Source organism: uncultured Solobacterium sp. (assembly GCF_963517755.1).
Lineage (GTDB): Bacteria > Bacillota_I > Bacilli_A > Erysipelotrichales > Erysipelotrichaceae > Bulleidia.
On record NZ_CAUQGG010000001.1, the window covers coordinates 206,360 to 230,938 of the forward strand.

Annotated in this window: 27 protein-coding genes; 2 read left to right on the forward strand and 25 right to left on the reverse strand. The window is 37.3% G+C overall.

All coding sequences use genetic code 11. The features are described from left to right. Positions 1-52: 52 nt before the first annotated feature. Genes hemW through fmt form a run of 3 tightly spaced genes read right to left on the reverse strand, consistent with a single transcriptional unit; the run spans position 53 to position 3,884 of the window. Positions 53-1,150 carry a radical SAM family heme chaperone HemW gene (gene hemW / locus RWM19_RS00975; RefSeq protein ID WP_313982756.1) on the reverse strand — a complete coding sequence of 366 codons (1,098 nt, stop codon included), beginning with the start codon at positions 1,148-1,150 and terminating at the stop codon, positions 53-55. Continuing rightward, positions 1,140-2,945, reverse strand: a complete 1,806-nt coding sequence (gene lepA / locus RWM19_RS00980; protein ID WP_313982758.1) for a translation elongation factor 4 — start codon at positions 2,943-2,945, stop codon at positions 1,140-1,142. Before lepA ends, hemW begins: the two co-directional genes overlap by 11 nt. Continuing rightward, complete coding sequence (gene fmt, locus RWM19_RS00985; RefSeq protein ID WP_313982760.1) at positions 2,946-3,884, reverse strand: methionyl-tRNA formyltransferase; 939 nt, start codon at positions 3,882-3,884, stop codon at positions 2,946-2,948. It abuts the gene before it with no gap. 111 nt (positions 3,885-3,995) lie between these two features. Here fmt and rpsT point away from each other — a divergent pair, with 111 nt between their 5' ends. After that, positions 3,996-4,262: a 30S ribosomal protein S20 gene (rpsT, locus tag RWM19_RS00990; RefSeq protein ID WP_006525443.1), complete on the forward strand. Its 267-nt coding sequence runs from the start codon at positions 3,996-3,998 to the stop codon at positions 4,260-4,262. Between the two features lie 26 nt (positions 4,263-4,288). Here rpsT and RWM19_RS00995 read toward each other — a convergent pair whose 3' ends face one another. The 11 genes from RWM19_RS00995 to RWM19_RS01045 form a co-directional block, all read right to left on the reverse strand. After that, positions 4,289-4,960 (reverse strand): class I SAM-dependent methyltransferase, encoded by a 672-nt coding sequence (locus tag RWM19_RS00995; RefSeq protein ID WP_313982763.1) that lies wholly within the window; start codon positions 4,958-4,960, stop codon positions 4,289-4,291. Next, positions 4,950-6,170 carry an RNA polymerase sigma factor RpoD gene (rpoD, locus tag RWM19_RS01000; RefSeq protein ID WP_399553426.1) on the reverse strand — a complete coding sequence of 407 codons (1,221 nt, stop codon included), beginning with the start codon at positions 6,168-6,170 and terminating at the stop codon, positions 4,950-4,952. Before rpoD ends, RWM19_RS00995 begins: the two co-directional genes overlap by 11 nt. Before the next feature lie 163 nt (positions 6,171-6,333). Then, positions 6,334-8,094 (reverse strand): DNA primase, encoded by a 1,761-nt coding sequence (dnaG, locus tag RWM19_RS01005; RefSeq protein ID WP_313982767.1) that lies wholly within the window; start codon positions 8,092-8,094, stop codon positions 6,334-6,336. Between the two features lie 12 nt (positions 8,095-8,106). Further along, positions 8,107-9,486, reverse strand: coding sequence for a glycine--tRNA ligase (locus RWM19_RS01010; RefSeq protein ID WP_294021256.1), 1,380 nt, complete (start codon positions 9,484-9,486; stop codon positions 8,107-8,109). A 171-nt stretch (positions 9,487-9,657) separates the two neighbouring features. Continuing rightward, positions 9,658-11,217: a DUF438 domain-containing protein gene (locus tag RWM19_RS01015; RefSeq protein WP_313982770.1), complete on the reverse strand. Its 1,560-nt coding sequence runs from the start codon at positions 11,215-11,217 to the stop codon at positions 9,658-9,660. A 129-nt stretch (positions 11,218-11,346) separates the two neighbouring features. Beyond that, the gene (gene recO, locus RWM19_RS01020; protein ID WP_294023631.1) at positions 11,347-12,099 is read right to left on the reverse strand and encodes a DNA repair protein RecO; all 753 of its coding nucleotides are present in this window, start codon (positions 12,097-12,099) and stop codon (positions 11,347-11,349) included. Next, positions 12,092-12,985 (reverse strand): GTPase Era, encoded by an 894-nt coding sequence (gene era, locus RWM19_RS01025; RefSeq protein ID WP_313982773.1) that lies wholly within the window; start codon positions 12,983-12,985, stop codon positions 12,092-12,094. The genes recO and era overlap by 8 nt, the downstream gene beginning before the upstream one ends. Beyond that, a complete protein-coding gene (gene cdd / locus RWM19_RS01030) occupies positions 12,982-13,383 on the reverse strand; it encodes a cytidine deaminase (RefSeq protein WP_294021261.1) in 402 nt (133 codons plus the stop codon). The genes era and cdd overlap by 4 nt, the downstream gene beginning before the upstream one ends. Before the next feature lie 11 nt (positions 13,384-13,394). Further along, positions 13,395-13,730 (reverse strand): diacylglycerol kinase family protein, encoded by a 336-nt coding sequence (locus RWM19_RS01035; RefSeq protein WP_313982776.1) that lies wholly within the window; start codon positions 13,728-13,730, stop codon positions 13,395-13,397. After that, positions 13,720-14,178, reverse strand: a complete 459-nt coding sequence (gene ybeY / locus RWM19_RS01040) for an rRNA maturation RNase YbeY (protein ID WP_313982778.1) — start codon at positions 14,176-14,178, stop codon at positions 13,720-13,722. Before ybeY ends, RWM19_RS01035 begins: the two co-directional genes overlap by 11 nt. A gap of 7 nt (positions 14,179-14,185) precedes the next feature. After that, positions 14,186-15,142 carry a PhoH family protein gene (locus RWM19_RS01045; RefSeq protein ID WP_313982889.1) on the reverse strand — a complete coding sequence of 319 codons (957 nt, stop codon included), beginning with the start codon at positions 15,140-15,142 and terminating at the stop codon, positions 14,186-14,188. A 144-nt stretch (positions 15,143-15,286) separates the two neighbouring features. On the opposite strand from RWM19_RS01045, the gene RWM19_RS01050 reads away from it, so the two are divergent. After that, positions 15,287-15,904, forward strand: a complete 618-nt coding sequence (locus RWM19_RS01050; RefSeq protein ID WP_313982781.1) for a hypothetical protein — start codon at positions 15,287-15,289, stop codon at positions 15,902-15,904. A 21-nt stretch (positions 15,905-15,925) separates the two neighbouring features. Here RWM19_RS01050 and RWM19_RS01055 read toward each other — a convergent pair whose 3' ends face one another. The 11 genes from RWM19_RS01055 to ftsZ form a co-directional block, all read right to left on the reverse strand. Next, positions 15,926-16,801 (reverse strand): MBL fold metallo-hydrolase, encoded by an 876-nt coding sequence (locus RWM19_RS01055; RefSeq protein ID WP_313982783.1) that lies wholly within the window; start codon positions 16,799-16,801, stop codon positions 15,926-15,928. Positions 16,802-16,923: 122 nt separating this feature from the next. Then, entirely contained in the window at positions 16,924-17,106 is a 183-nt protein-coding gene (gene rpsU / locus RWM19_RS01060; RefSeq protein WP_006525429.1) for a 30S ribosomal protein S21, read from the reverse strand. 220 nt (positions 17,107-17,326) lie between these two features. Next, positions 17,327-17,824, reverse strand: coding sequence for a kinase (locus RWM19_RS01065; RefSeq protein WP_294023637.1), 498 nt, complete (start codon positions 17,822-17,824; stop codon positions 17,327-17,329). A gap of 385 nt (positions 17,825-18,209) precedes the next feature. Next, positions 18,210-18,281, reverse strand: coding sequence for a hypothetical protein (locus tag RWM19_RS01070; RefSeq protein WP_294023641.1), 72 nt, complete (start codon positions 18,279-18,281; stop codon positions 18,210-18,212). 71 nt (positions 18,282-18,352) lie between these two features. Then, on the reverse strand, positions 18,353-18,994 hold the full coding sequence (deoC, locus tag RWM19_RS01075) for a deoxyribose-phosphate aldolase (protein WP_313982786.1): 642 nt from the start codon (positions 18,992-18,994) through the stop codon (positions 18,353-18,355). Next, positions 18,981-20,450, reverse strand: a complete 1,470-nt coding sequence (locus RWM19_RS01080) for a UDP-N-acetylmuramoyl-L-alanyl-D-glutamate--2,6-diaminopimelate ligase (protein WP_313982788.1) — start codon at positions 20,448-20,450, stop codon at positions 18,981-18,983. Before RWM19_RS01080 ends, deoC begins: the two co-directional genes overlap by 14 nt. Positions 20,451-20,465: 15 nt before the next feature. Next, complete coding sequence (locus RWM19_RS01085) at positions 20,466-21,197, reverse strand: RsmE family RNA methyltransferase (protein WP_313982790.1); 732 nt, start codon at positions 21,195-21,197, stop codon at positions 20,466-20,468. Positions 21,198-21,227: 30 nt separating this feature from the next. Beyond that, positions 21,228-22,493, reverse strand: a complete 1,266-nt coding sequence (locus tag RWM19_RS01090) for a hemolysin family protein (protein ID WP_294023959.1) — start codon at positions 22,491-22,493, stop codon at positions 21,228-21,230. Positions 22,494-22,649: 156 nt separating this feature from the next. After that, a complete protein-coding gene (locus RWM19_RS01095; RefSeq protein WP_313982793.1) occupies positions 22,650-22,871 on the reverse strand; it encodes a hypothetical protein in 222 nt (73 codons plus the stop codon). A gap of 115 nt (positions 22,872-22,986) precedes the next feature. Beyond that, positions 22,987-23,439, reverse strand: a complete 453-nt coding sequence (locus RWM19_RS01100; RefSeq protein WP_313982795.1) for an NUDIX domain-containing protein — start codon at positions 23,437-23,439, stop codon at positions 22,987-22,989. Positions 23,440-23,493: 54 nt separating this feature from the next. Beyond that, entirely contained in the window at positions 23,494-24,576 is a 1,083-nt protein-coding gene (ftsZ, locus tag RWM19_RS01105) for a cell division protein FtsZ (protein WP_294022109.1), read from the reverse strand. Positions 24,577-24,579 lie beyond the last annotated feature (3 nt).

Sequence of the window (24,579 nt, forward strand, 5' to 3'; positions counted from 1 at the left end):
TTAGATAATAGCATATAATCACTATGTATGCAATATTTAATACCGATTGATACTACATAAACTCTAATAAGATACTATTTAAGATTTCAAATCCTTTTTCACTACAACGAAGACGGTTTTTCTCAAGGATGAGTTTTCCTTCGTTAAGTAACTTATTAATCTGAGTGCGATAGACTTCTAATACAGATGTATGGAATCTTTCTTCAAAGAATTGGATATTCATTCCTTCTTTCAAACGTAATCCCATCATGACTGCCTCAAACATTTGTTCTTGGAGTGATAAATCAATTGTGTCTTTGATAGATGAATCTTCGATGTATCTTCTTACGTTCTTTGGAATATCATAACGTGTGCTTCCTTCTAGACCACTGGCACCACAACCAATACCATAGAAATCTTGATAATTCCAATACGCACAGTTATGTTGTGAAATCATACCTGCTTTCGCAAAGTTACTGGTTTCATACTGCACAAAGCCATACTTTGGAAGTATCTTACAAATCCACTCATACATATCTGCTTCCATATCATCATCAAGGTGTTCATATCCCTTTTTCGCAAAAACCGTATTTGGCTCTATCGTTAAAGAATATAACGATAGATGTGTAGGTTCTAATGCAATCGCATCCTGCAAAGACTTCTCTAATGATTCCATTGTCTGTGTAGGCAAAGAATACATTAAATCTAGTGAGATGTTATCAATATCATACTTACGTAATAGTTTCATTGTTTCTGCGACATCTTCTAATCGATGATGTCGGTTCATCATCTGTAGTAATCTTTCATCTGATGTTTGAAAGCCTATGCTTGCACGGTTTACACCGTGTTTTTGTAATATCTTTGCTTTGTCTTCATCAAACGTTTCCGGATTAATTTCAATCGTATATTCCTGCACCATGCTTGCATAAGGATCCAACAAGCAAAGCAATTGATCTAGTTGTGATGAAGATAGTGCAGTTGGTGTACCACCACCGATATAGATTGTTTCTAGATTCTCATTGAGATGACGGTTTTGAATATCGGCTTTGATTGTGTCTAACCATTGATTTGCGACTGTTTCTTGATAGCCTACGTGACAGAAATCACAATATGAACAAATCGTTCTACAGAATGGTACATGCAAGTAAAGATGCTTTGGTTTAGTTATCATCATCCATTGATAGAACAGACATAAACGCTTCCTGCGGAATCTCTACAGATCCTACCGCCTTCATTCTCTTCTTTCCTTCTTTTTGTTTCTCTAGAAGTTTTTTCTTACGGGAAATATCACCACCATAGCACTTGGCAAGTACGTTTTTACGCAAAGACTTGATGTTTGTTCTAGCGATAATCTTTCCACCAATGACAGCCTGTACAGGAATCTCAAATTGTTGCTTAGGAATAAGTTCCTTCAGCTTTACTGTGATTGAAGAACCACGTGCATACGCTTCAGAGCGGTGAATAATTACTGATAATGCATCGACATTTTCACCGTTCAGTAGAATATCCATACGTACAAGATCTTGTGCACGGTAACCAATGAGTTCATAGTCTAATGAAGCATATCCCTTTGAACATGACTTTAACTTATCAAAGAAGTCAAAGATGATTTCTGAAAGTGGTAATTCATAGATAATCATGTTTCTACCAGTATCGATGATTTCCATTGTCTGATAGATACCACGCTTATTCTGGCATAAGTCCATAATGGCACCGATATATGTATCAGGTACCATAATACTTGCTTTTACATATGGCTCTTCAACACGGTCAATTCTAGCCGCATCTGGCATTCTTGCAGGGTTATCAATTTCAATCATTGACCCATCCGTTAGGTAGACATGGTAGATAACAGATGGTGCAGTTGCGATTAGATCGAGGTTATATTCTCTTTCTAAGCGTTCCTGGATAACATCCATGTGTAGAAGTCCTAAAAATCCACAACGATAACCAAAGCCTAATGCTTGAGATGTTTCTGGTTCATACTGTAAAGATGCGTCATTTAACTGTAGTTTATCTAACGCTTCACGTAAGTCACCATATTTTGCCGCATCAGTTGGATATAGACCACAATATACCATTGGGTTTAACTTGCGATATCCAGATAATGGTTTCTCTGCGGGATTTTCTACTTTCGTAACCGTATCACCGACACGTACATCTTGGATGGACTTGATTGAAGCTGCAAACCAACCTACGTCACCACACATTAATGTATTCATCTTTACTTCACGTGGATTACGAATACCTACTTCTAGTACTTCGTATTCTGCGCCTGTTGCCATAAAGCGAATCTTATCACCGACCGAAAGACTACCCTCACGGATACGAATTAATGCGATGATTCCACGGTATGGGTCATAGAATGAGTCGAATACTAACGCTTGTAGTGCTGCGTTTTCATCTCCATTTGGCGCAGGGATATGAGAAACAATTTGTTCTAAAACTTTATCAACGTTTAATCCACTACGTGCAGAGATGAGTGGCGCATTACTACAATCCAAGCCGATGATATCTTCAATCTCACGGATTGTGACATCAGGTTGTGCATTCATCATATCTACTTTGTTAATAACAGGTAAAATTTCTAGGTTATTGTCTAATGCTAGATAGGTATTTGCGAGGGTTTGGGCTTGTACACCTTGGGTAGAGTCAACGACTAAAATCGCACCCTCACAAGCCGCTAGTGAGCGTGATACTTCGTATGTAAAGTCGACGTGACCTGGTGTATCAATCAAGTTAAAGAGATACTCTTGTCCATCTTTAGCGGTATAGCTTAGCTGTACTGCATTTAGTTTAATGGTGATACCACGTTCTCTTTCTAGATCCATTTCATCCAGAATCTGAGCTTTCATATCACGTTCTTTTACCGTTTCTGTCATTTCAAGAATACGATCTGCCAATGTTGATTTGCCATGATCAATATGGGCAATAATACAGAAATTTCGTATGTGCTTTTGGTCCATTTACTCAAATACCTTCCCTATCATATTTCTACCTGCACCATTGGCATAAGCATCTGCTGTCATTCTGCTCTTGCCTTCTGGTTGTAGTTCATAAACTTCAATAATACCGCCAATGCTTGCAACTTCCATCGCGTGATTCTTAAAACCTAAGATTTCTCCAGGTTTTGATTGATGGTCTTCTTTTCTCATTCTAACTTTGCAGAACTTGATGCGCTTTCCATCAACTACACCATATGGCATTGGCCAATCAATCAAACCACGAATGTGGTTATATAGAGTTTGTACATCCTCTACTGCAAACTGTACCTTCTCTTCTTCCTTTGTAATATTTAATCCTAGGATTACTTTACTATCATCCTGTGGTTCTCCCACTAATTTTCCTGCAATGTAATCTTCTAAATTATCCTTTACTAATTGCTTACTTAATACTAGTAAACGCTGATTTAATTCTGCCATCGTTTCATCTTTACCAAGTGGTGTTGTAGCTCTAGCATAGATATCTCCTGCATCCATGGCCTTTGTCATTTGGATTAGACTTACACCAGTTTCTGTTTCACCACCCATAACTGCGTGATGGATTGGTGCACCTCCACGATATTTTGGTAAAAGTGATGGATGTACATTAATACAACCAAGCCGTGGATATTCTAATATGCGTACTGGTACAAATTGTCCATACGCACAAGTTAAGATTAACTCTGGTTCATATCGTAAAACATCATCCACATGTTCCTTCAAGATATCAGGTTGGATTACTGGAATCTGATATTGATCAGCTAAAGCATGTGTTGGTGTTATTTGGATGGTATGTTTTCTACCAACCGGTTTATCTGGTTGGGAAACAACGGCTACGACGTTATATCCTTCATCGATTAAGGTCTGTAATATACCGCTGGCAAATTCTGTTGTACCAAAAAATATAATTCGTGTCTGTTTCATCTCTCATACCTCCACCGTGATATTATACCCTACTTTTTTGGGGTTTTCATTGCATTTTACACTTCACTTTGATATAATCCTAATGCTAATAAGTGGACAGGAGGTGTACTCATGGCAAATATCAAGTCACAGAAGAAGCGCGCACTAACTAATCTGAAAAGACAGAATGCGAAGGCTGGACAGAAGAGCGAACTAAAGACAGCAATCAAGAAGGTTCTTTTAGCTGTAGAAGCTAAGGACGTTGAAGCTGCTACTGCTGCTTACAACACAGCAAATAAGTGCTTAGACAAGGCAGTTGTATCTCATATCAAGAATAACAACTATGCTGCTCGTCAGAAGTCAAGACTCGCTAAGGCTGTCAATTCCATTCAGAAATAAAAAACGTGGCTCTAGGAACCGCGTTTTTATTTTGCCTCTAACCAATATTTCTTTTGTTGTAATAATTCTTTACGATAGTCATCATCATGTGGATATTTTGCTAAAACCCCATCAATAAAGGCTATCTGTCGATTACAATAGGAAAGATATTCTTTCCCCTTTTTTTGTTGGAGATAAACTCCACAGAGAATCTCATCATCACGATATGATTCATGATAATCTGTGGTAAAACTAATTGCGATATAGTCAAATTCACGCTCTGTAATTAACTCTTCTTGATCAATCGTATAATGATGATCACTAATCCATTTACGTAGTAACTCTGGCTTACGATTGACTTCGACTATCAACTGTTTGCAAGTACTTAAACGTTTTTCTCCTGCGGCTTCTAAGATATCTTTTGCGGTATAGTAGCCCATACCGGCAATCACCACAACATCAACGTCTTGCGGTACATGGTCAAATCCATTGGACAAGATTGTTTCAATTTGAGTATCAAGGTTCTCCGCTTGGATATTGCGTTTCGCAATCTCTAATGGTCCCTTTGCAATATCACAAGCGTATGCTTTTTGTACCTTTTTATGTTTGATTGCTAGGATAGGAAGAAAGGCATGGTCTGTACCAATATCTGCCAAGACCACGCCTTTGTTTATCATATCCGCAATTTTCTGGATACGTAAATTCATCTTACTTGTCAAAGAAATCCTTTAATCTCTTTGAGCGTGATGGATGTTTCAATTTACGTAGTGCTTTTGCTTCAATCTGACGAATACGTTCACGTGTAACGTTGAATTCACGTCCTACCTCTTCCAGTGTACGTGTACGTCCATCATATAAACCAAAACGTAAGCGTAATACCTTTTCTTCACGTTCTGTTAGACCACTGAGAACGCTATTGATTTCATCCTTCAATAACTGATTACTTGCGTATTGATCAGGACTGAGTGCTTCCTTATCTTCAATAAAGTCACCTAAGTGAGAATCATCCTCTTCACCAATTGGTGTTTCAAGTGATACAGGTTCTAGGGCAATCTTTTGGATTTCTCTTACCTTTTCAGGAGAGATACCTTCCATACGTTGGCTGATTTCTTCTGCTGAAGGATCACGTCCTAATTCCTGCACCAATTGACGCTGAACACGTGTTAACTTATTGATTGTTTCTACCATATGTACTGGAATACGAATTGTTCTAGCTTGGTCTGCAATCGCACGTGTAATGGCCTGACGAATCCACCATGTAGCGTATGTAGAGAACTTGAATCCCTTAGTATAGTCGAACTTTTCAACTGCCTTTACAAGACCCATGTTACCTTCCTGGATTAAATCTAGGAATAACATACCTCTACCAACATATTTCTTAGCGATAGATACAACTAAACGTAAGTTACTGGAGATTAAGATGTTTCTAGCCTCTTCATCACCTTCTTCAATACGCTTTGCAATCTCAGGTTCATCTTCTGGCTTTAAGAGTGGTACACGTCCAATTTCCTTTAGGTACATCTTAACAGGGTCATTTAGCTGTACATTACCACCTGAAGAGAATGATGATAAATCAAGTAGTCTAGACAAAGGTTTTTCTTCATCATCCTCATCAAGATCAGGATCTTTATTGTCATCATCTTCATCTTCTACATCATCAACATCATCGTCTAGTAAGTCTAGATCATCGTCATCTGTAGCGGTGAGTTCTTCAATATCCTCATCTTCAACAATCTGGATATTCTCTGTATTGAACCAATCCCAGAGTTCATCCATGTCATCATCAGACATATCTAAGTGCTCTAAAGATGCCATGACATCCTTCTGTGCGATGGAACCGTTCTTCTTCGCAATTTCCTTATAATCTTCTTTGAGTTCATCAAGGTTCTTTAATTCTTTTACCTTACCTGAACGCTTATATGTTTCAATTTCTTTTGTGTCTTTCTTGTCGTCTTTCACTTTTGTTTTTTTCTCTTTCACTTCTTTTGTCTTCTTTGGAGTTTTTTCTTCAGTCGCAACTCCCTTTGTCTTTTTGGAAGTTGCTTTTTCTACTACAACTTCCTCTTTTTCTTTCTTTGAAGCTTTCGTAGTTTTACTTGTTTCCTTCTTCATCGAGATACCTCCTCAGTTCTTGAATGCACTTTTGGTATTTTTCCATAAGCACCTTTTGACTCATATCGTTAAGACCGGCTTGTGAGAGTTGTTCGTAATACGCATCTCTCTCCTTCTGCAATGTTGTAATTTTTACCTTGCGAATGGCTCCTTTTAGGACCGCTTCGTCATAGTCGATATCATATGCAGGCATGGATACCAGTCTTGTTAGTAAATCCTTTACTTCTTGCTTATCCGTACGGTCAATTAAATGACTTAGATCAGCATCTTGAAATGTATGTAAACCATCAATAATTAACATTGCTAGTAACTTATGTGTCTTGTCATTTAGATACCCTAGCTCAACTTCAAATGTATGGGCATGGGCAGCCGACTTCATCATCATCATTAGTATTAAATCTTCCGCATCTAGGGAACCATCCGGAATCGATAGTTTCTTCTGTACGGTTTGATTGATTGGTCGATTGATTGTTTGTGGCACATAGTCAACTGGCATATGTGTCATTTCCGCTAATTGTTGTGTAAAGTAGCGGCGATCTACTTCATCAGGTAATGTTGCAATATCTGCTTGTACCTTGCGAACCAATTCTTTTTTATCCGAGTAGTTATTTAGATTTGTCTGTGAAACTTGATACTCAATCACAAACTCCATCCAAGTTACTTCATCTTTGAGAACACTCTTTAAACCTTCAGCTCCTTGTTCACGCACAAGTTCATCTGGATCTTTGCCAGTCAGATTGCGAATGACCGATACATCACAACCTGCTTTTCTTGCCATATGTACTGCACGTAAGGTAGCAGACTGTCCAGCACGGTCACCATCATAACAGAATACAATCTTCGCAGCGATATTCTTTAACAGATGAATCTGTCTTTCTGTACAGGATGTTCCAAGTGTACATACTGCATTGAAGATGCCAGCTTTAGCAAAAGCAATCACATCTGTTACGCCTTCACATACGTAAATCTTTCCTTCCTTACGAGCAACTGATTTTGCACGGTGATAGTTATATACAATATCACCTTTGGTAAAGATATCTGTTTCATTTGTATTGATATACTTGGAAGGATTGTTTGGATCTAGAATTCGTGCACTAAATCCAATCGGATTACCGTATTGATCATGAATTGGGAAAGTAATACGACCCGCAAAAGTATCATGGATACCAGATTCATTGATACGTATTAAGTTTGCACGATTCATATCCGCATCACTAAAGCCCTTGGCATGTAGAAAGTGATATAACGTTGTCTGATTTGGGTTATAGCCTATCTGAAACTCACGAATTAAATCAGCAGTCATCCCACGCTTTTCAAGATACTTCTTTTCATTTGCGGCTTCAGGTGTATCAAGTTGATACATCATATACTGAATCGCCGCATTCATAATATTGTAAAGTGCTTCTTTGTGTGGATCCTTACTAGTTCTCTGTTCGATATCAACATCGACCTGTAAAGGATAGTTAATTAAAGACGCAACTCTACCAACGGCTTCGGGAAATGTGATATTTTCGTAGTTTTGTACGAATGTATACACATTACCACCATTACCGCAAACAAAGCATTTATAGATTTTCTTTTCTGATGAAATAGACATCGATGGATCATGGTCATCATGGAAAGGACAAATCGCTACATACGAATTTCCTTTGCGATGAACCTGAATATAGTGACCGATGACATCGACAATATCCGCTTTTTCACGAATGGAATTTATATCATGATCACTAATCTTTGCCATATTCCCTCCTTCTTAGAAACGAATTTCCTTACAAATCTTATTACGTACTTCTTCTACAGTCATACGTTCCTGTTCCATGGAATCACGGTAACGAATTGTGACTGTACCATCTTCCATTGTCTGTTCGTCAATTGTGATACAGAATGGTGTACCAACTTCATCTTGACGGCGATAACGTTTACCAATAGAACCTGCTTCATCATATGTCACTGCAAAGTCATAAGATAATTCATGACGAATCTCTTCTGCCTTTTCAGCATACTTCTTACGTAGTGGTAAGATTGCAGCCTTCACAGGTGCTAGCACTGGGTTAAAGCGCATTACTACACGTGTCTCACCATTCTCAAGTGTTTCTTCATCATATGCATCTGTAAAGAACATGAAGAATAAACGTTCAACACCTACAGCTGGTTCCACTACATATGGAAGATACTTCTCATTTGTAATTGGATCTAAGTAAGTTAAATCCTTACCAGATGTATTCTGGTGTTGTGTTAAGTCGTAGTCTGTACGGTCTGCGATACCCCAGACTTCACCCCAACCCCATGGGAACTTATATTCAATATCTGTTGTGCCCTTGGAGTAGAATGATAACTCTTCCTTCTCGTGGTCTCTGAAACGTAAGTTTTCTGGATTTCCGCCTAGTTTCACAATCCAATCCATGCAGAAATTACGCCAATATGGGAACCACTCATCATCTGTACCTGGCTTGCAGAAGAATTCCATTTCCATCTGTTCAAATTCACGTGTACGGAAGATAAAGTTACCTGGAGTAATTTCATTACGGAAGGACTTACCAATTTGGCAGATACCAAATGGTAACTTCTTACGATATGCACGAGCCACTTGTTTGAAGTCCACAAACATGCCCTGTGCTGTTTCAGGTCTTAGATAAATTGTATTCTTAGAATCTTCTAATGTTCCTTGGAATGTCTTAAACATCAAGTTAAACTGACGAATAGATGTAAAGTTATGTCCACCACAATCAGGACATGGAACGTTATTATCCTTGATGTACTGTTCCATCTGTTCATTACTCCAACCTTCTGGATTAACTGTTCCATTGGAGAAGGATTCAATTAATTGGTCAGCACGGTGTCTTGTATGACACTGCTTGCAGTCCATTAAAGGATCAGAGAAACCCTTTAAGTGTCCTGATGCTTCCCAAACCTTAGGATTCATTAAGATTGCTGCTTGAATCTCTTCATTGTTTGGGTCTTCTTGTATAAACTTCTTTTGCCAAGCACGCTTGATGTTATCTTTCAAGTTAACGCCTAAAGGACCAAAGTCCCATGTATTACTTAAACCACCATAAATTTCTGAGCCTTGAAATACAAATCCTGTATTCTTTGCATGCGAAACAATTAAGTCAAATGTCTTCTGTCTATCCATTGAAAATGAGCCTCCAAAATATTCCCATAATATCCTGTAAAGTATAGCATTTTCAACCTATTTTTACAATCTTACGATATGCCATATCGCGCCTAAAAAAGATAAAAATTCCTCTAGCAGTTTTCTCTAGAGGAATCCAACATTTTCACTTCAAAACTGATATTGAAATCGTTATAAATCAATAGGTCCTTTTTTGTTATTTCTGATTGCATCTGCTAGACCATCAATAATCTGTACAGCTTCTAGTGTACCAAGATACGTACCATCATCATCACGTAAAGCAAAGTAATTTATGACAACTGGATGTCCTGAACGTTCAGACAATATGGTAAGACTATCACGTTTACCCTTCTTAAAATCACTGATTAACATACGTACAATTGGTTCGACACGCTTTGGATGACATGAATATACAGGTCTACCAATTGCCATTTGAGGACGTGTAAATACCTTCTCACCTTCATTGAAATAGATGTTTATGTCATTTTCATCAACAAGTGTAATTTCAAAAGGTAGTGTATTCAGCATTGCCTTTAACTGCTTTAGATTCATATGTCCACCTGAAATCTCGATATTTTCATTGTGGATAATACTTGGTTGTTTAAGTTCTTTTACCTTATCCCATACTGGTACATCTTCTTTGGCAAGGTAGCAATACCCATACATTGGAAAGTCTCTTGCGATTGCAATCCATTCATCCTCAGTAAAATAATTCGTTACTAGTGGGAATAAGATATTCTTTTCTTTGAAAATCATTTCATTCATACGCTTAACAACACGTCTCAATGAATCCATATCTTTAGTGTCTTCAACTACAAACTTCTTTAATTCTTGTTTAATTTCATCTTCTACACCCCACATTACATCACTTGGACCAGGGAAATTGTATTTATCCTTTAGAAGTGGGAACATTGTTTCTTCTTTTTTCTTATAATGAGATTCGATTGCGCGTAGTTCACTTACATCCGCTAGAACATCTTCTGGCTTTACATCTTCCTTGAGTTTCTCCTCTAGTGCTATAACACGCTTTTCAATCTGTGCATTCTCTAATTCAAGAATATTTAAAGGATGCCCTGGTGTACGCATTAATACAGTTGTAGCATCTGCTGTTTGTTCATCAAAACTAGCAATCGTATCTAAAACGCGTTCCTCTTCTGCTGAACGTTCTACTTCCTTCTCCGCATTCGCAATTTTTTCACTTCTTGTTGCGCCATGGAATAACGCAGAATGGACATCACACAAGCGTTGTACATCGCTAAGTTTTGTACCTTCTGAAAGAAGAGTTTGTTCAGCACGTGCAATTTCTACAGCTGAAACATCAGAGAAATTAGCTGCAAAATCTTTTCTTACAGACTCAATATCTTCACCATTACTGAGACGTTGTACATAGGATTTCAATAATGCCTCACGGTCACTAGAACTCAAATCACTACTCTTCCCTAAATCTGCAGATAAAGCTTTCATTTTTTCTTCCTGTTGTTTTTGTAATTGTTCAGGCGTATTAATTACTTCAAAACCACTTAATTCGAAAGCATCAATAATTGTTGAAAGAGGAATTTCTTTTACTCTTGCTCCCTTTGGGATAGTCATCATCTTACCCATTGTATTTAACATGATTGGCTTAACTATTTCTGTAAAACCAAGATCACACATAATATCTTTTACTTCAGGATTTGCATTTACAATATCATATACACTTTTTGATAAATCGATTGTTTTCTTTTCCATCATTTTCACCTCACCTTTTAAGTATACGTCACAACGTAAAAAAGTGTCGTTATACTATCTCATGAAATACTTAAGTCCAAAAGAAAAAGAGATTTAGCCAAATTTTCCAAATCTCTCTTGAGGTTAAAACGACTATACAATCGTATGTAAATGCATATAGAAATTCATCGATTTCAATTGAATGTCCGCATGAAAATATAAGATGTCTATGAAATACTGTAAGTCCTTCATATCTCCTTCGATATACTGGTTGACGATATCGATTTTTTCTAGTCCGGCTTTACATAACAAACGAAAGCGGCGTAAGTCTTCTGTCTTCATAAATGGAATATGATGTTCTTCTGCATGTACTTGACACAAGAAACCTCCATCCTTCGGACTTACCGTAACGACATGGGTATTTCCACAAGTGACGCATGCATCCACATCTGGTAATAACCCTGCAAGATTAAGCATATCCACAAATAGTAATGATAGTACTAGAGTTGGATCATATCCCTCATCTAACTTTGAAAAAACAATATCTAGAAATGCATACTCATGATTGTTCGACATATCATTCGTTGCTTGTAGTGTTAAAACATCGATGAGTTCAGCCGCAACTGCAGCTGCACTAGAAGCTATGATATCTTCATGCATGGAGCGATAATACTCCTTGCAACGTGCATTCTTCAAACGGAAGAATGTCTTTGTTTCATTATAATCGAATAAGATTTCTGTTTTTGTATAAGGCATGATAGAGCCAGCATTTTTGCTAGTCATTTTGCGTACACCCTGTGCCACAAAAGATAACTTTCCATACTCTTTTGTAAGCACACTCAGTATCACATCTGCCTCACGATAGTCACTCTGCTTTAATACAAAACCAGTGATACGATCATTCATCTCGACTTGCTCCACCATAGCCGTATTCCGTAATACGGGCATCACGTGAGCGCCATTCGCTTTCTACGCGTACAAACAATTCCAAGAATACTTTCTTACCCAGTAATTTTTCGATATCTTCACGTGCTAAAGAACCAATTTTCTTTAGCATCTGCCCTTGCTTGCCAATCATGATACCTTTTTGGCTATCACGCTCTACAAGTATCATTGCTTGGATATAAACCTTGTCCTTTTTGAATTCTTTATTTTCGATAATAACTGCAGCCGCATGAGGTACTTCATCTTCTGTTTGGGTAAGAATCTTTTCACGGATTAACTCCGCAATACGGAAGTTTTCAGCGCCATCACTCGTCATCTCTGCTGGATATAATAAATCACCTTCCGGAAGATATTTGCTTGTAGTCTTGATTAAATCTTCAAAGGAGCGTCCAAATTTTGCGGATAATGGGAAGTATTCCGCAAAGTCATAGCGTTCTTGCCACTGTTGAATCACTTTTACAATCTTCTCAGGCTTCATCTTGTCAATCTTATTTAAGACCAAAAATACTGGTAAGCCCGTATTTTTAACCATGTTTAAGACAAACTCATCACCTTTTGCGTATGGAACACTCGCATCCACTACGAGATAGATTAAATCTACACCTTGGATTACATCTGCAGCTTCTTTATTCATCCGTGATTCGAGACGAAACTTAGGTTTATGAATACCAGGTGTATCGGTAAAGATAATCTGGCAGTTTTCATCTGTATAAATACCACGAATCTCAGAACGTGTTGTCTGAGGCTTGCTAGATACGATAGCCACTTTTTCACCAATCAAGGAGTTGATTAAAGTACTTTTACCAGCGTTTGGTCTACCTGCTAACGCAACAAAACCGCTTCTCATCGACATACATCCTCTGTTGCAAATTGGTAAGGTAATAATTCATTCATGCATGTATCCATCTCATCTTTACGATTGGATAAATAGATTGGTGTATCACCAGTAATCAGTTCGCTTAATACTTGACGACAAATTCCACATGGTGCCGCAATACGATCACCATCACTTACAATTGCAAGTGCTTCAATCGTATCTTTACGATACCCATTGGAGTAGGCCGCAAAGATTGCAGAACGTTCACCACAATTGGTAGCTCCAAAAGAAGCATTCTCAATATTTGCTCCCCAGAATACTTTTCCATCTTTGGTTAGAACAGCTGCTCCTACATGATAATTAGAATATGGAGCGTAACTATTTTCCATTGCTTTAAATGCTTCTTCAATTAATTCTTCACGTGTCATAATAACCCCCTTTAAAATAGATGATGAACAAAAATCAAGATACCAACGGTTAGCGCAATGAGCGACGCAAATAGTACACCCCCAGCAGCTAAGTCTTTAATATACTTAATCTTTTCATTTTTTTCTGTTGAATATAAATCACATAGTTTTTCAATACATGTATTTAAGATTTCGGCTACGATTACAAGTCCAATACAAAGAAGTACTGCAAGCCACTCATAATAATTACAACCAATCATCCATGCCGCAATACATGCCAGTATCGCAAGAACATACTGTATCTGTATACTTTTATCTTTAAACGAAGATACAAGACCTACAAATGCTACATAGAACTTATTTATCATTGCGACTAATAATCGGATCTAAAATCCTATCCTGTAAGGCAAACATCTTCTTTTCATCTTCTGGATTCATATGATCATAGCCCAAGCAATGCAGAATTCCATGCGTGAATAAGAATCCCATTTCACGCTTTTCAGAGTGACCATATTCTCTCGCCTGTTTTCTTGCATAATCAATATTGATAAAAAGGTCACCTAAGTCTTTTTCTTCATCTGGGATGAAGTCTTCTAAACCATCACGAATCGCAAAACTAATGACATCCGTTGGTCGATCTATCCCACGATAATCACGGTTAATGATATGAATCGTACGAGAGCGAACAAACGTAACACTGATTTCTAAATCTTTTGCTAGTTTAAGTTCCTTCTCTGTACGCTTTGCGATTGATCGGAAGAATTCCTCATATGCATGCATATCTTGGTTCGTTTTATTGATATATGTGATTTCCATATTAACCTCACTTCTTTAAAGACAATTTACGTCTTTGTTCATCTTCTTTGCTATAGCGTTCAATAATCTTCTGTACGATAGGATGACGCACAACATCATCCGCACTTAATTCCATAATTTTAATTTCACTTAAACCTCCTAAGATACGAGTAGCCTCAATTAGACCACTAGTCTGGTTATGATTTAAGTCAATCTGAGTAACGTCACCAGTGATAATCATATGAGATCCAAAACCAAGTCTTGTTAGAAACATCTTCATCTGTGATGCAGTTGTATTTTGTGCTTCATCCAAGATGACATATGCATCATCTAGCGTTCGACCACGCATATACGCAAGTGGCGCAATCTCAATCGTACCCTTTTCAATCAACTTCTCTGTCTGTTCATTCCCCAACATGTTATGTAACGCATCATATAGAGGTGTTAAGTATGGATCAACCTTCTCCTTTAAATCACCAGGTAGAAACCCTAAGCTTTCTCCCGCCTCTACAGCAGGACGTGTTAGAACAATTCGTTTTACGTCGCCTTTTTTCAAAGCACTCACAGCTTTGGTAACCGCCAAGAATGTTTTACCGGTACCTGCAGGTCCTATCGCAAATACCACAGCTGCGTTATCCATTGCTTTAGCAAAGGCATACTGTCCTAACGTCTTCGGCACAATTACCTTTCCACTCATTGTTCTACCAATGATTTCAGAACTCATTTGCGAAAAATCAATTGTCTGCTCTTTCGCTAGTAAGCGACTTGCATAAATAACATCTTGTTCACTAATGACTTTATTCTGTTCCGCAAGTGTCATAAGTGCTGTTAAAATACGTTGAATTAGTAGTAGTTCTTCATCACTACAATTTCTAACAAAAAATGTATTATCTCGATAAGAAATATCTTTTTCAAATTGCGAACTTAAAACAATTAGATTTCTATCATGATTACCAATGATATTCATCGCAATCTGCTCTTTCATTCCCTCTAAGTGAATTGATTTTATATTTTCCAAAATAATGTCTCCTTAGTAACAATATTTTAACAGGTATCGCCATCGTTGAAAATATTTTACGCTCAGTTTGATTTTATGCTAAACTACTGTAATACAAAAGGAGTCTTCCAAATGAAAAAAAGAATAGCGATTCTATTAAGTTTGATGTTATTAGCTGGATGCACAAAACAGACCGTTCAAACATCAAATACTTCAAATACAAGTAACGCAAGCACAAACGAGAATTCTGGTGGTTGTGCAGCCTTTGCGGAATGTGAATCTAGCGAAGACGAAGCTAAACTCTACGAGGATTTACTAGCTGCTAAAAACACTCCATTTGAAAAAGCCACAATGGAAGATGTCGTTTCCTATATTGAAAATAAAGAAAGTCACATCGTATTTCTCGGCTTCCGTGATTGTCCTTGGTGTCAAGATTTAATGCCTATCTTAAACGATGTTGCAATCCAAAAGAATGTTAAGATCAAGTATGTTAATGTCCGTCCAGAAAATACAAAAGAAAGTGATTTACGTAACGAAAATAATCCGACCTATGTTAAACTCCAAGAGCTACTTGGTGATGTCTCAGGTGATGGTACAAATAAGATTTATGTTCCATATGTAGCTGTGATTCGTGATGGTAAAGTGATAGACTTCATGTTAAGTCTTGATTACGATGCACATACGGTACAAATAACAGAAGCACAAATCGAAGAATATAAAACACGATTAAACGAATTATTAGATAAATAACCTCCGAATTTCGGAGGTTATTTATATTGCTTTATAACACTGCGCAAGATAGCCACTTCTTGCGTTTTCTTCTGTATCTTCGCTTTCATCAAACCCATCATATGGTGCCTTAGGGTCATGTACTTTCGGCTTTCGTTTTAGTGAATTACAGATTTCATCAATATGGGCAAACGCAAAGGTAAAGTCATCTGTCCACCCTGTATGACCGGTGATAATCTTTAATTGTAGATTACGTTTTTCTAGTATTTCCTTCAGTCTCTGTAATGATTTACATTGAAGCCTACGATCTTCCGCAAGTGTATTTAAGAATGCGTAACCTCCATCTGCCCCAAGCCAAATCGTATCTCCAGTAAATAGATAACAATCATCGACAAGATACACTAGATGTCCCCAGGTATGCCCAGGTACTAAAAACGCTTCAATCTTAATATTACCAATGTAGAATATCTGTCCATCTTCAATGAGTATCTTAGGATTATCAATAATGACCTGTGGTAATGTTGTTAAACCCCAGAAAACTTTACGATGCTTTCGACCTTCTAGATATTCATTTTCGATATTTCCAATATAGATTGTCGCATCTCTAAAAAGTTCATCGCTACCTTGTTCAATAGCGCCTACATGGTCAGTATCCTGATGTGTAACAAGAATCTCTTTAATATCCTTTGAATTGATACCAAGCCACTGCATCTTCTCTGCAAGTCGATCATAGTTATAGCCAGCATCAATCATAATCGTATGGCCATCTTTAGTATAGAAATAGATATTTGCGACATACTCTCGGATACAACTTACTCTATCATCAATAAAACCTGTGTTTAAAGGTTTGAAAATTTCCTTGCCTTTAAACATAAAAGACATAAACTTTACCTGAAATCTTGAGTCATTCTTAGACATGATTATTCACCTTTTCCTAAATAAATTATAATTTATGGTTCAATACTAGTCGCAAGTTAATTATAACAAGCTCAAATCAAGATAGTAAAAAAATATAAAAAAAAGAAATGCTTACGCACTCCTTATTTTCCTCTTCTTCTCGCTTTACGAGCAGCTTCGATCTTAAGCTTTCTCTTAACACCAGGCTTAACGTAGTACTCTCTCTTACGAGCTTCGGCGAGGGTTCCATTGCGGGATACCTGACGCTTGAAACGGCGTAGCGCATCATCCAAATTCTCATTTTCTTTGAGGACGACTCTAGACATTCCTAACCCCCCTTTCTCTTTTATAAAGCATTAGTATCATACCAAATCCATTACACCATTGCAAGATATTTATACGATTATTACACAGGTTTTTTGCGTAATTACGATATATAATTTCCTATCAAAAAGCAGATATATTCGCAATCATGAGTGCTGCGGTCTTTTTTGTCTTTGGAAGCGAAGTTGTTGTGTGGATTTGTTATTTTTGGTAAGTTCTGACTTAATTATTCATAACAGCACTATAAATATCGCTAACAATATTTTCAATATCTCTTTCAGCTGTAATACAAACTTCATTTAATACATCAGAAATATCTTTTTCTCGCCACCATCTACGCATTGTTTCCTCTCCAAAGTCATTGCAATTAGGTTTTGTTAGGTGGCGTTTTAATGTTTCTTCAAAAGGTATATTAAAATAGTATGCATATACTTTGGTGTCAGATAATTGAATAGCATATTCAAACAGAGGTTTATACCAATCTGCATACATAATGCCTTCTAAAATAATAATATCACTATGGCTAGTACCATAAAACAAAAGCTCTTTTATAAGTGGCAGTGCGAGTGTATTTGGTCCATCCTTCACTCTAAGCATTTCTCTTCTAATTACATCTTGTGAAATAAGCATAGTGTTCTCGCCAAATTTGCGTTGCAGTTCTTTCGCAATTGTCGTTTTTCCGCTACCCGAATTTCCTCTGAGTATAATAAGTTTTACCATTGCATAGCTCCATAAATTGCGTTTTTGAATTTTTTTGTTATATAAAAATATTATACTGCATAACTCTACAATCATTCGAAGATAGGTGCTGTTATTTGTCAGTCAACTTTTCCTCAAGAATCTTGATTTCTTCAGATAGGATAGCTTCCAATCCTCAAATTCTTTGTCTGTGATTTCACCACTATAATGTTTTTTCTCATCTCATCCCATTTTACAAGAAAATCGTTGAAGTTCATATCGTGTGACAGCAAGGCGTTGGTGGATTCATCTATCAGTAGTCTGAGCTGCATTTCTTTTTCATAGTCAAAAATAATATGAATAAAGTCGTGAATGGAGTTCGGTTCATGGTCTATAAGGGTAGAAATATCACAGTCTAATGCCTACACTATTTTTGTATTTGTTCTTTTGTTGGGAATCTATTTCCAAGTTCATAATTTTGTATGGCAGCATCGGTCAATCCGGCTTTGATTGCGAGTTCCTTCTGGGTAAGGTCTCTGCCTTTATGTTTATTAACTTTGTGAATAGAAATTATTCCTTAATTAATTCAACGCCTGCGGAGGCACCAATACGATCAGCACCTGCTTCAATCATAGCCTTAAAGTCTTCTTTCGTACGAATACCACCAGAAGCTTTTACCTTTAAGCGATCACCAACAGTTTTCTTCATAAGTTTTACATCTTCAACTGTTGCTCCACCAGTTGAAAAACCGGTAGATGTCTTCACAAAGTCAGCACCAGCTGCTTCTGCATCCTTACAAGCACGTACCTTTTCTTCATCTGTTAAAAGACATGTTTCAATAATTACCTTGAGTGTAATATTACCGCATGCATTCTTAATTTGACGAATCTCGTTAGTCACATAAATATCATCGTGGTCTTTTAATTTACCAACATTGATGACCATATCAACTTCTTGTGCGCCCTTTTCGATTGCGTCTTTTGTCTCAAAGACTTTTGCTTCAGTTGTCATTGCACCTAATGGAAAGCCCACAACAACACATAGTTTTACATCAGATCCTGCTAAGGCAGCCTTAGCTGTTGGAATCCAACATGGGTTGATACATACAGACGCAAAATCATTTGCGACAGCTTCTTCACACAACTTTATAATCTGATTACTTGTTGCGTTAGGTTTTAAAATTGTATGGTCGATATACTTACTCGGTTTCATCTAATCCTCCTTCATCACCAAAATAATATTTCTTCAATACTTCATGGCAGATGACATCATCACCTTCATAGGGCTCACGTCCAAATTCACGAGCCATGAACTTTTCATTGCCTTTTCCTAATACCAAAATGGTATCTCCTTCTGAGCATAGTTCAACTGACTGTCGAATCGCATCATAACGATCTTCGATAATCACATAATTCTTATGATGTATACCTTTGGCAATATCTTCTGCGATTTCACGTACACTTTCACCACGTGAGTCATCTTCCGTTAGGATAATCATATCACAATAGCGATCTAATATCTCACCGAATATTGGACGCTTCGCCGTATCACGTTTACCTGCACTACCTGTAATCGCAATAATTCGACAATCCTTTGGTGTAATGGAAGAAGCGTATTGACATACTTTTTCAATACCATCCGCAGTATGCGCAAAGTCTACAATGAGATTAAACGGTTGACCATCTTGAATACGTTCCATTCTTCCTTCAACCTGGTTTAAGTGCTGAATATAACCTGCAATATCATCCATGGATACACCCTTTTGATGTACTGCCGCAATCGCAGCTACAAGGTTATAGATATTAAAACGCGCAATGAGATTTGACTCTAAACGATAGTCCTGATCATTAACATGCAAAGTAAAACGTGTACTATCTTTCAATAGATGATAATCTGTAACACGATAATCAGCCTCATGGTCAATACCATACGTGAATACCTTCGCTTGTGTATCTTGTACAATCTTCATACCGCTTGGATCATCAACATTTACAATCGCTATTGCTTCTTCTTTCAACTGATCAAACAATTTCTTTTTCGCATTAAAATAGTTTGTCATCGTACCATGATAATCTAAGTGATCATGCGTCAGGTTTGTAAAGATTGCGACATCAAAGTCTATCGCATCCAATCTTCCCTGATCGATTGCGATAGAAGAAGCCTCATATGCACAGTTTTTAATTCCTGCATCTACCATATCTCGCAAGATACCGTGTACTTCATCAATATTTGGTGAAGCGACTAGTGGTGGTAGTTTTACATTGTTATATTCAATGGAAATTGTACCAACATATGCACTTGGTTCAATTTGATTTAAGATATTACGAATAATCCAAGCTACAGATGACTTACCATTTGTACCAGTAACACCATACATCGTCATATGATGGCTAGGATAATCATAGAAACTATCCGCAACTTGATTAAAGACATGTACGACATTCTTCACCTTGATGTATGTAACATCAGGATTTATCTTTTCTAATGGCTCACTATGTACAATGACAATTGCGCCATTTGCAATCGCTTCATCAATATGTTCATGACCATCATTTACAAGTCCTTTAACACAGAAAAAGATTGAGTCTGGTCGTTTCTTACGACTATCATCCATCAAACTCTTAATTTCAATATCCGGTACGTTTTCAAAAAAATCTGTCAATTTCATTTATCTTACCCTTTATTAAAGCATATTCTCATGTGCTTCATTTTGTTCACTAATAACAGCACATGCATACATCGCTGCCGTTTCTGCTCTTAGAATACGTTTCCCTAATGTAATGGCTTCAAAACCATTCTGCTTTAAAAACTCTACTTCCTCTGGCGCAAAGCCACCTTCTGGTCCTATCACAAATGTGACAGATTGTCCTGGTGAAAGTACTTCTGTCATAAATTTTGATTTAGAGTATGCATTTTCATAAGGCAAAACATTAACATCAGAACGATAATTCACTAAATCTTTTAGTTGCACGATTGGCGTAATTTCCGGAATACGATTTCGTTTACATTGTTCTGCCGCTTCTTGGAGAATATCGATTCGACGTGCTTGTTGCTTATCTTCTTTTTCTTTCTTAGCACGCACAACACAACGCATAGACTCAAACGGTACAATACGTGTTACGCCAAGTTCACAAGCCTTCTGTAATACAAGTTCAAACTTCTCCTTACGGATAAGTCCCATCGCAAGTGTTACTTCAACACCAATCTCATTGATACGCTCATCTTCCTCTAAGACCATCGCAACAAAGTCCTTACCCTTGTTATAGGCATCCGCAAAATACCCAATTCCATCATAAACCAATCGAATCTTTTCATGATGTAAACGAACAACATTCTTAGCATGATGCGCTTGATCCTTATTAAAGATGTATTCTTGACCAACCACAAGTGGTATATCACTGAAGTATTGTTGCATAACTCCTCCCATAATCGAAAAGAAAACGAATTACTCGTCTTCTTTCTCTGTTTCTGTTTCTTGAATTGTTACTTTAACCTGTAACACAGTTCTTTGGTCTGCCTCTGTTACTGTGACGTGCAGATTCTTATAATCAAATGACTCTCCAACTTCAGGAATGTGACCAAGACGATAAATCACCCAACCAGAGACAGAGATATATCCTTCATCTTCATCATCATCTTCGATGTCGAAACGATCAAACATATCATCCACTTCTGCATCACCTTTAATGAGGTACGTTGTATCATTGATTTTTGTATAGAATTCTTCGACAATATCGTGTTCATCCCAAATTTCACCCACGAGTTCTTCTATGATATCTTCGACAGTAATAATACCGTCTGTACCACCAAATTCATCTAGGACAACCGCCATATGAGTCTTATTTGTTTGAAGCTTCTTTAACAATTGAGAAATCTTTGTGTTTGGACTTGTATAAACAACTGGTTTAACAATCTTACGTAAAGATGTTTGATTGCGATAAATCAACTCATAAAAATCCTTTTCATGAATGACACCAATGATATGGTCAATTGAAGACTCATACACAGGTAAACGTGAATAAGAATTCAGACGATATACTTCTTCAATCTTCTCAATTGGATCATTTATATCTACCGCAATAATATCAACACGCGGTGTAAATACATCCATAACTTCAAGATCATTAAACTCAATCGCTGCAGAAATCAAGTCAGACTCATGTTCTTCTAGGTCCCCATCCTTTTCTGCCTCATCTACCATCGTAATTAATTCATCTGCGATATCGGAATCATCTTCTTCAATATGAATCACCTTACTTACAATCCATTGCCAACCTAACATCAACCATGTAATTGGTGTTAATAATACTTGTACAAACTTTACAAATCCAACTGTATACATCGCAACCTTTTCTGGAAATTGCTTTGCAAGTGACTTCGGTGTGATTTCACCAAAGACCAATACTAGGATTGTAATAACTGCCGTTGATACAGTTGGGCCATTTGTACCAACCCACATTGTAAATAACAATGTACCTACAGTCGCTGTAATAATATTAACAACATTATTACCAATTAACGCTGTGACTAAAAAGCGATCAAAGTTTTCAAGAACTTTTAATACTTCACCTGCTTTTTCCTCACCATCACTATACATATTCTTTAAGCGAATCTTACTCGCTACGGAATATGCTGTTTCTATAGCCGAAAAAAGACCCGAAAAGAAAACAAGCACAATAATCGCTAGAATATACTGTCCTGCTTGATTCATATGCGGATCTCACTTTCATTTGTCATTTTAATACATATATTGCCTTCCGGCGGAACTGATGAACCCTCCAAAATAAACACTCACCTTTCTTACTAATGTTGGAATTATACCACAATAGTGAAAAATCATGCAATAAAGCATGAAAATGTATCAGATTTATTTCTTTTGAAAGACGTTCATCTTCACATGACAATGAGGACAAATAGGCTTTTCAAAACTTACAGTATATCCACATTCCGAACAATCACACTTCGGTAAATAGACCATTCCATTTACATTACTTTCATCAACACGTGTATGATGGATCCAATGAGGTAATCGTTTCTGTAAAGATGCCATCGCTGATTCATTTTTATTAACTTTTACACCAGATGCCATATCGAAACCCACCTTTCACTTTCATTATATCGGATATCATTTGACGCATTTTGAAAAGTATATGAAAAGTCGCATAGCGAGTATGCGACTGTAAAATCTAATCTTTCATCAATTTTTAAAACTTTGGATAAACATCTTTTTCAATCATTTCAAATGGATTCTTTTTGAAATTCCAACAACCTACTCTACCACGATAGTAAAGCATGTTTTGAAGCATTTCATGTACAAGTGCATCTTTTACCATGAGTTTAGCATCCATTTTATTGACCCACTTAACTTCTTGACTACTGCCACTAGCTATAAGTTCTCCACTTTCATACTTACAGATAAAGTCCACATTAACATTATTAAATGTTAGGTCTTTGTTGATACCAACAAGATCAAGAATCGTGATATTCACACCTGTCTCATCAAAGATAATTCTTTCTAAGGCATTTTGTAGCGATTCGTGTTCTGCCACAAATCCTGTTGGACACTCCCACCCACGGAATGCATTTTTGACAAGTAATACTTCGTCATTTTCATTCACAATTAAACCACTTACGGATACATGATGATTGTACTGCATAACTACCTCCCCTTTATGATAGATATAAAAAAAGAGGACATAAGCCCTCTTAAATTAACCTCTTCTAAAGAAACCAGGAATACTGTCACTTGCATCAGAAGATGAAGAACCAAATACAGCAGAGTCATCATTCTGTAATGAAACACCACTTGCTGGCTTTGTAGAAGGAGCAACCTTCTTTTCTTCTTCCTTCTTAGGTTCAGACAATTCGAAACCTGTAGCGATAACAGAAACGATAATTGCATCACCAATCTTATCATTAATAGCTACACCGAAGATGATATCAATATCATTACCAGCTGCTTCACGAATGAAGTCAACTGCTTCAGATGCATCAAATGCGGACATGCTTGTACCACCAGTAACGTTGATAATGGCACTCTTGGCACCTGCAATCTGTGCTTCTAGTAATGGAGATTGAATAGCGCGTGCAGCAGCTTCTCTAGCCTTGTCATCGCCATCAGCCATACCGATACCAAATAATGCGGAACCTTGACCTTCCATAACACTCTTAATATCTGCAAAGTCCAAGTTAATCATTGCAGGAACAGCAATCAAGTCAGTAATTGTCTGTACGCCTTGACGTAAGATATTATCTGCTTCCTTAAATGCATCCTGGAATGGAATATGTCCAATTACTTCTAATACTTTATTATTAGAAATGATAATCAATGAGTCTACATACTCTTTGAGCTGTTCAAGACCCTGCTCAGCATTTCTTTCTCTTCTCTTACCTTCGAAATTGAATGGCTTTGTAACGATACCTACTGTTAAGCATCCAAGTTCCTTAGCAATCTTTGCGAATAATGGAGCTGCACCTGTACCAGTTCCTCCACCCATACCTGCTGTAAGGAATACCATGTCGGCACCTTCCATAGATTTACGGATAGCGTCTTCGCTTTCTACAGCTGCTTTACGTCCATTATCTGGGTTACCACCAGCACCAAGACCTTCTTTACCTAACTGAATCTTATTAGCAACTGGAGAAATATCCATTGCCTGAAGATCAGTATTAGCGATATAGAATTCAACACCCTGAACGCCTTCCTGTACCATGCGGTTTACAGCGTTGCTACCTGCTCCGCCGACACCAAATACCTTGATTTTTGCTACCTGGTTGTAAGTTAATTCTGCCATAAC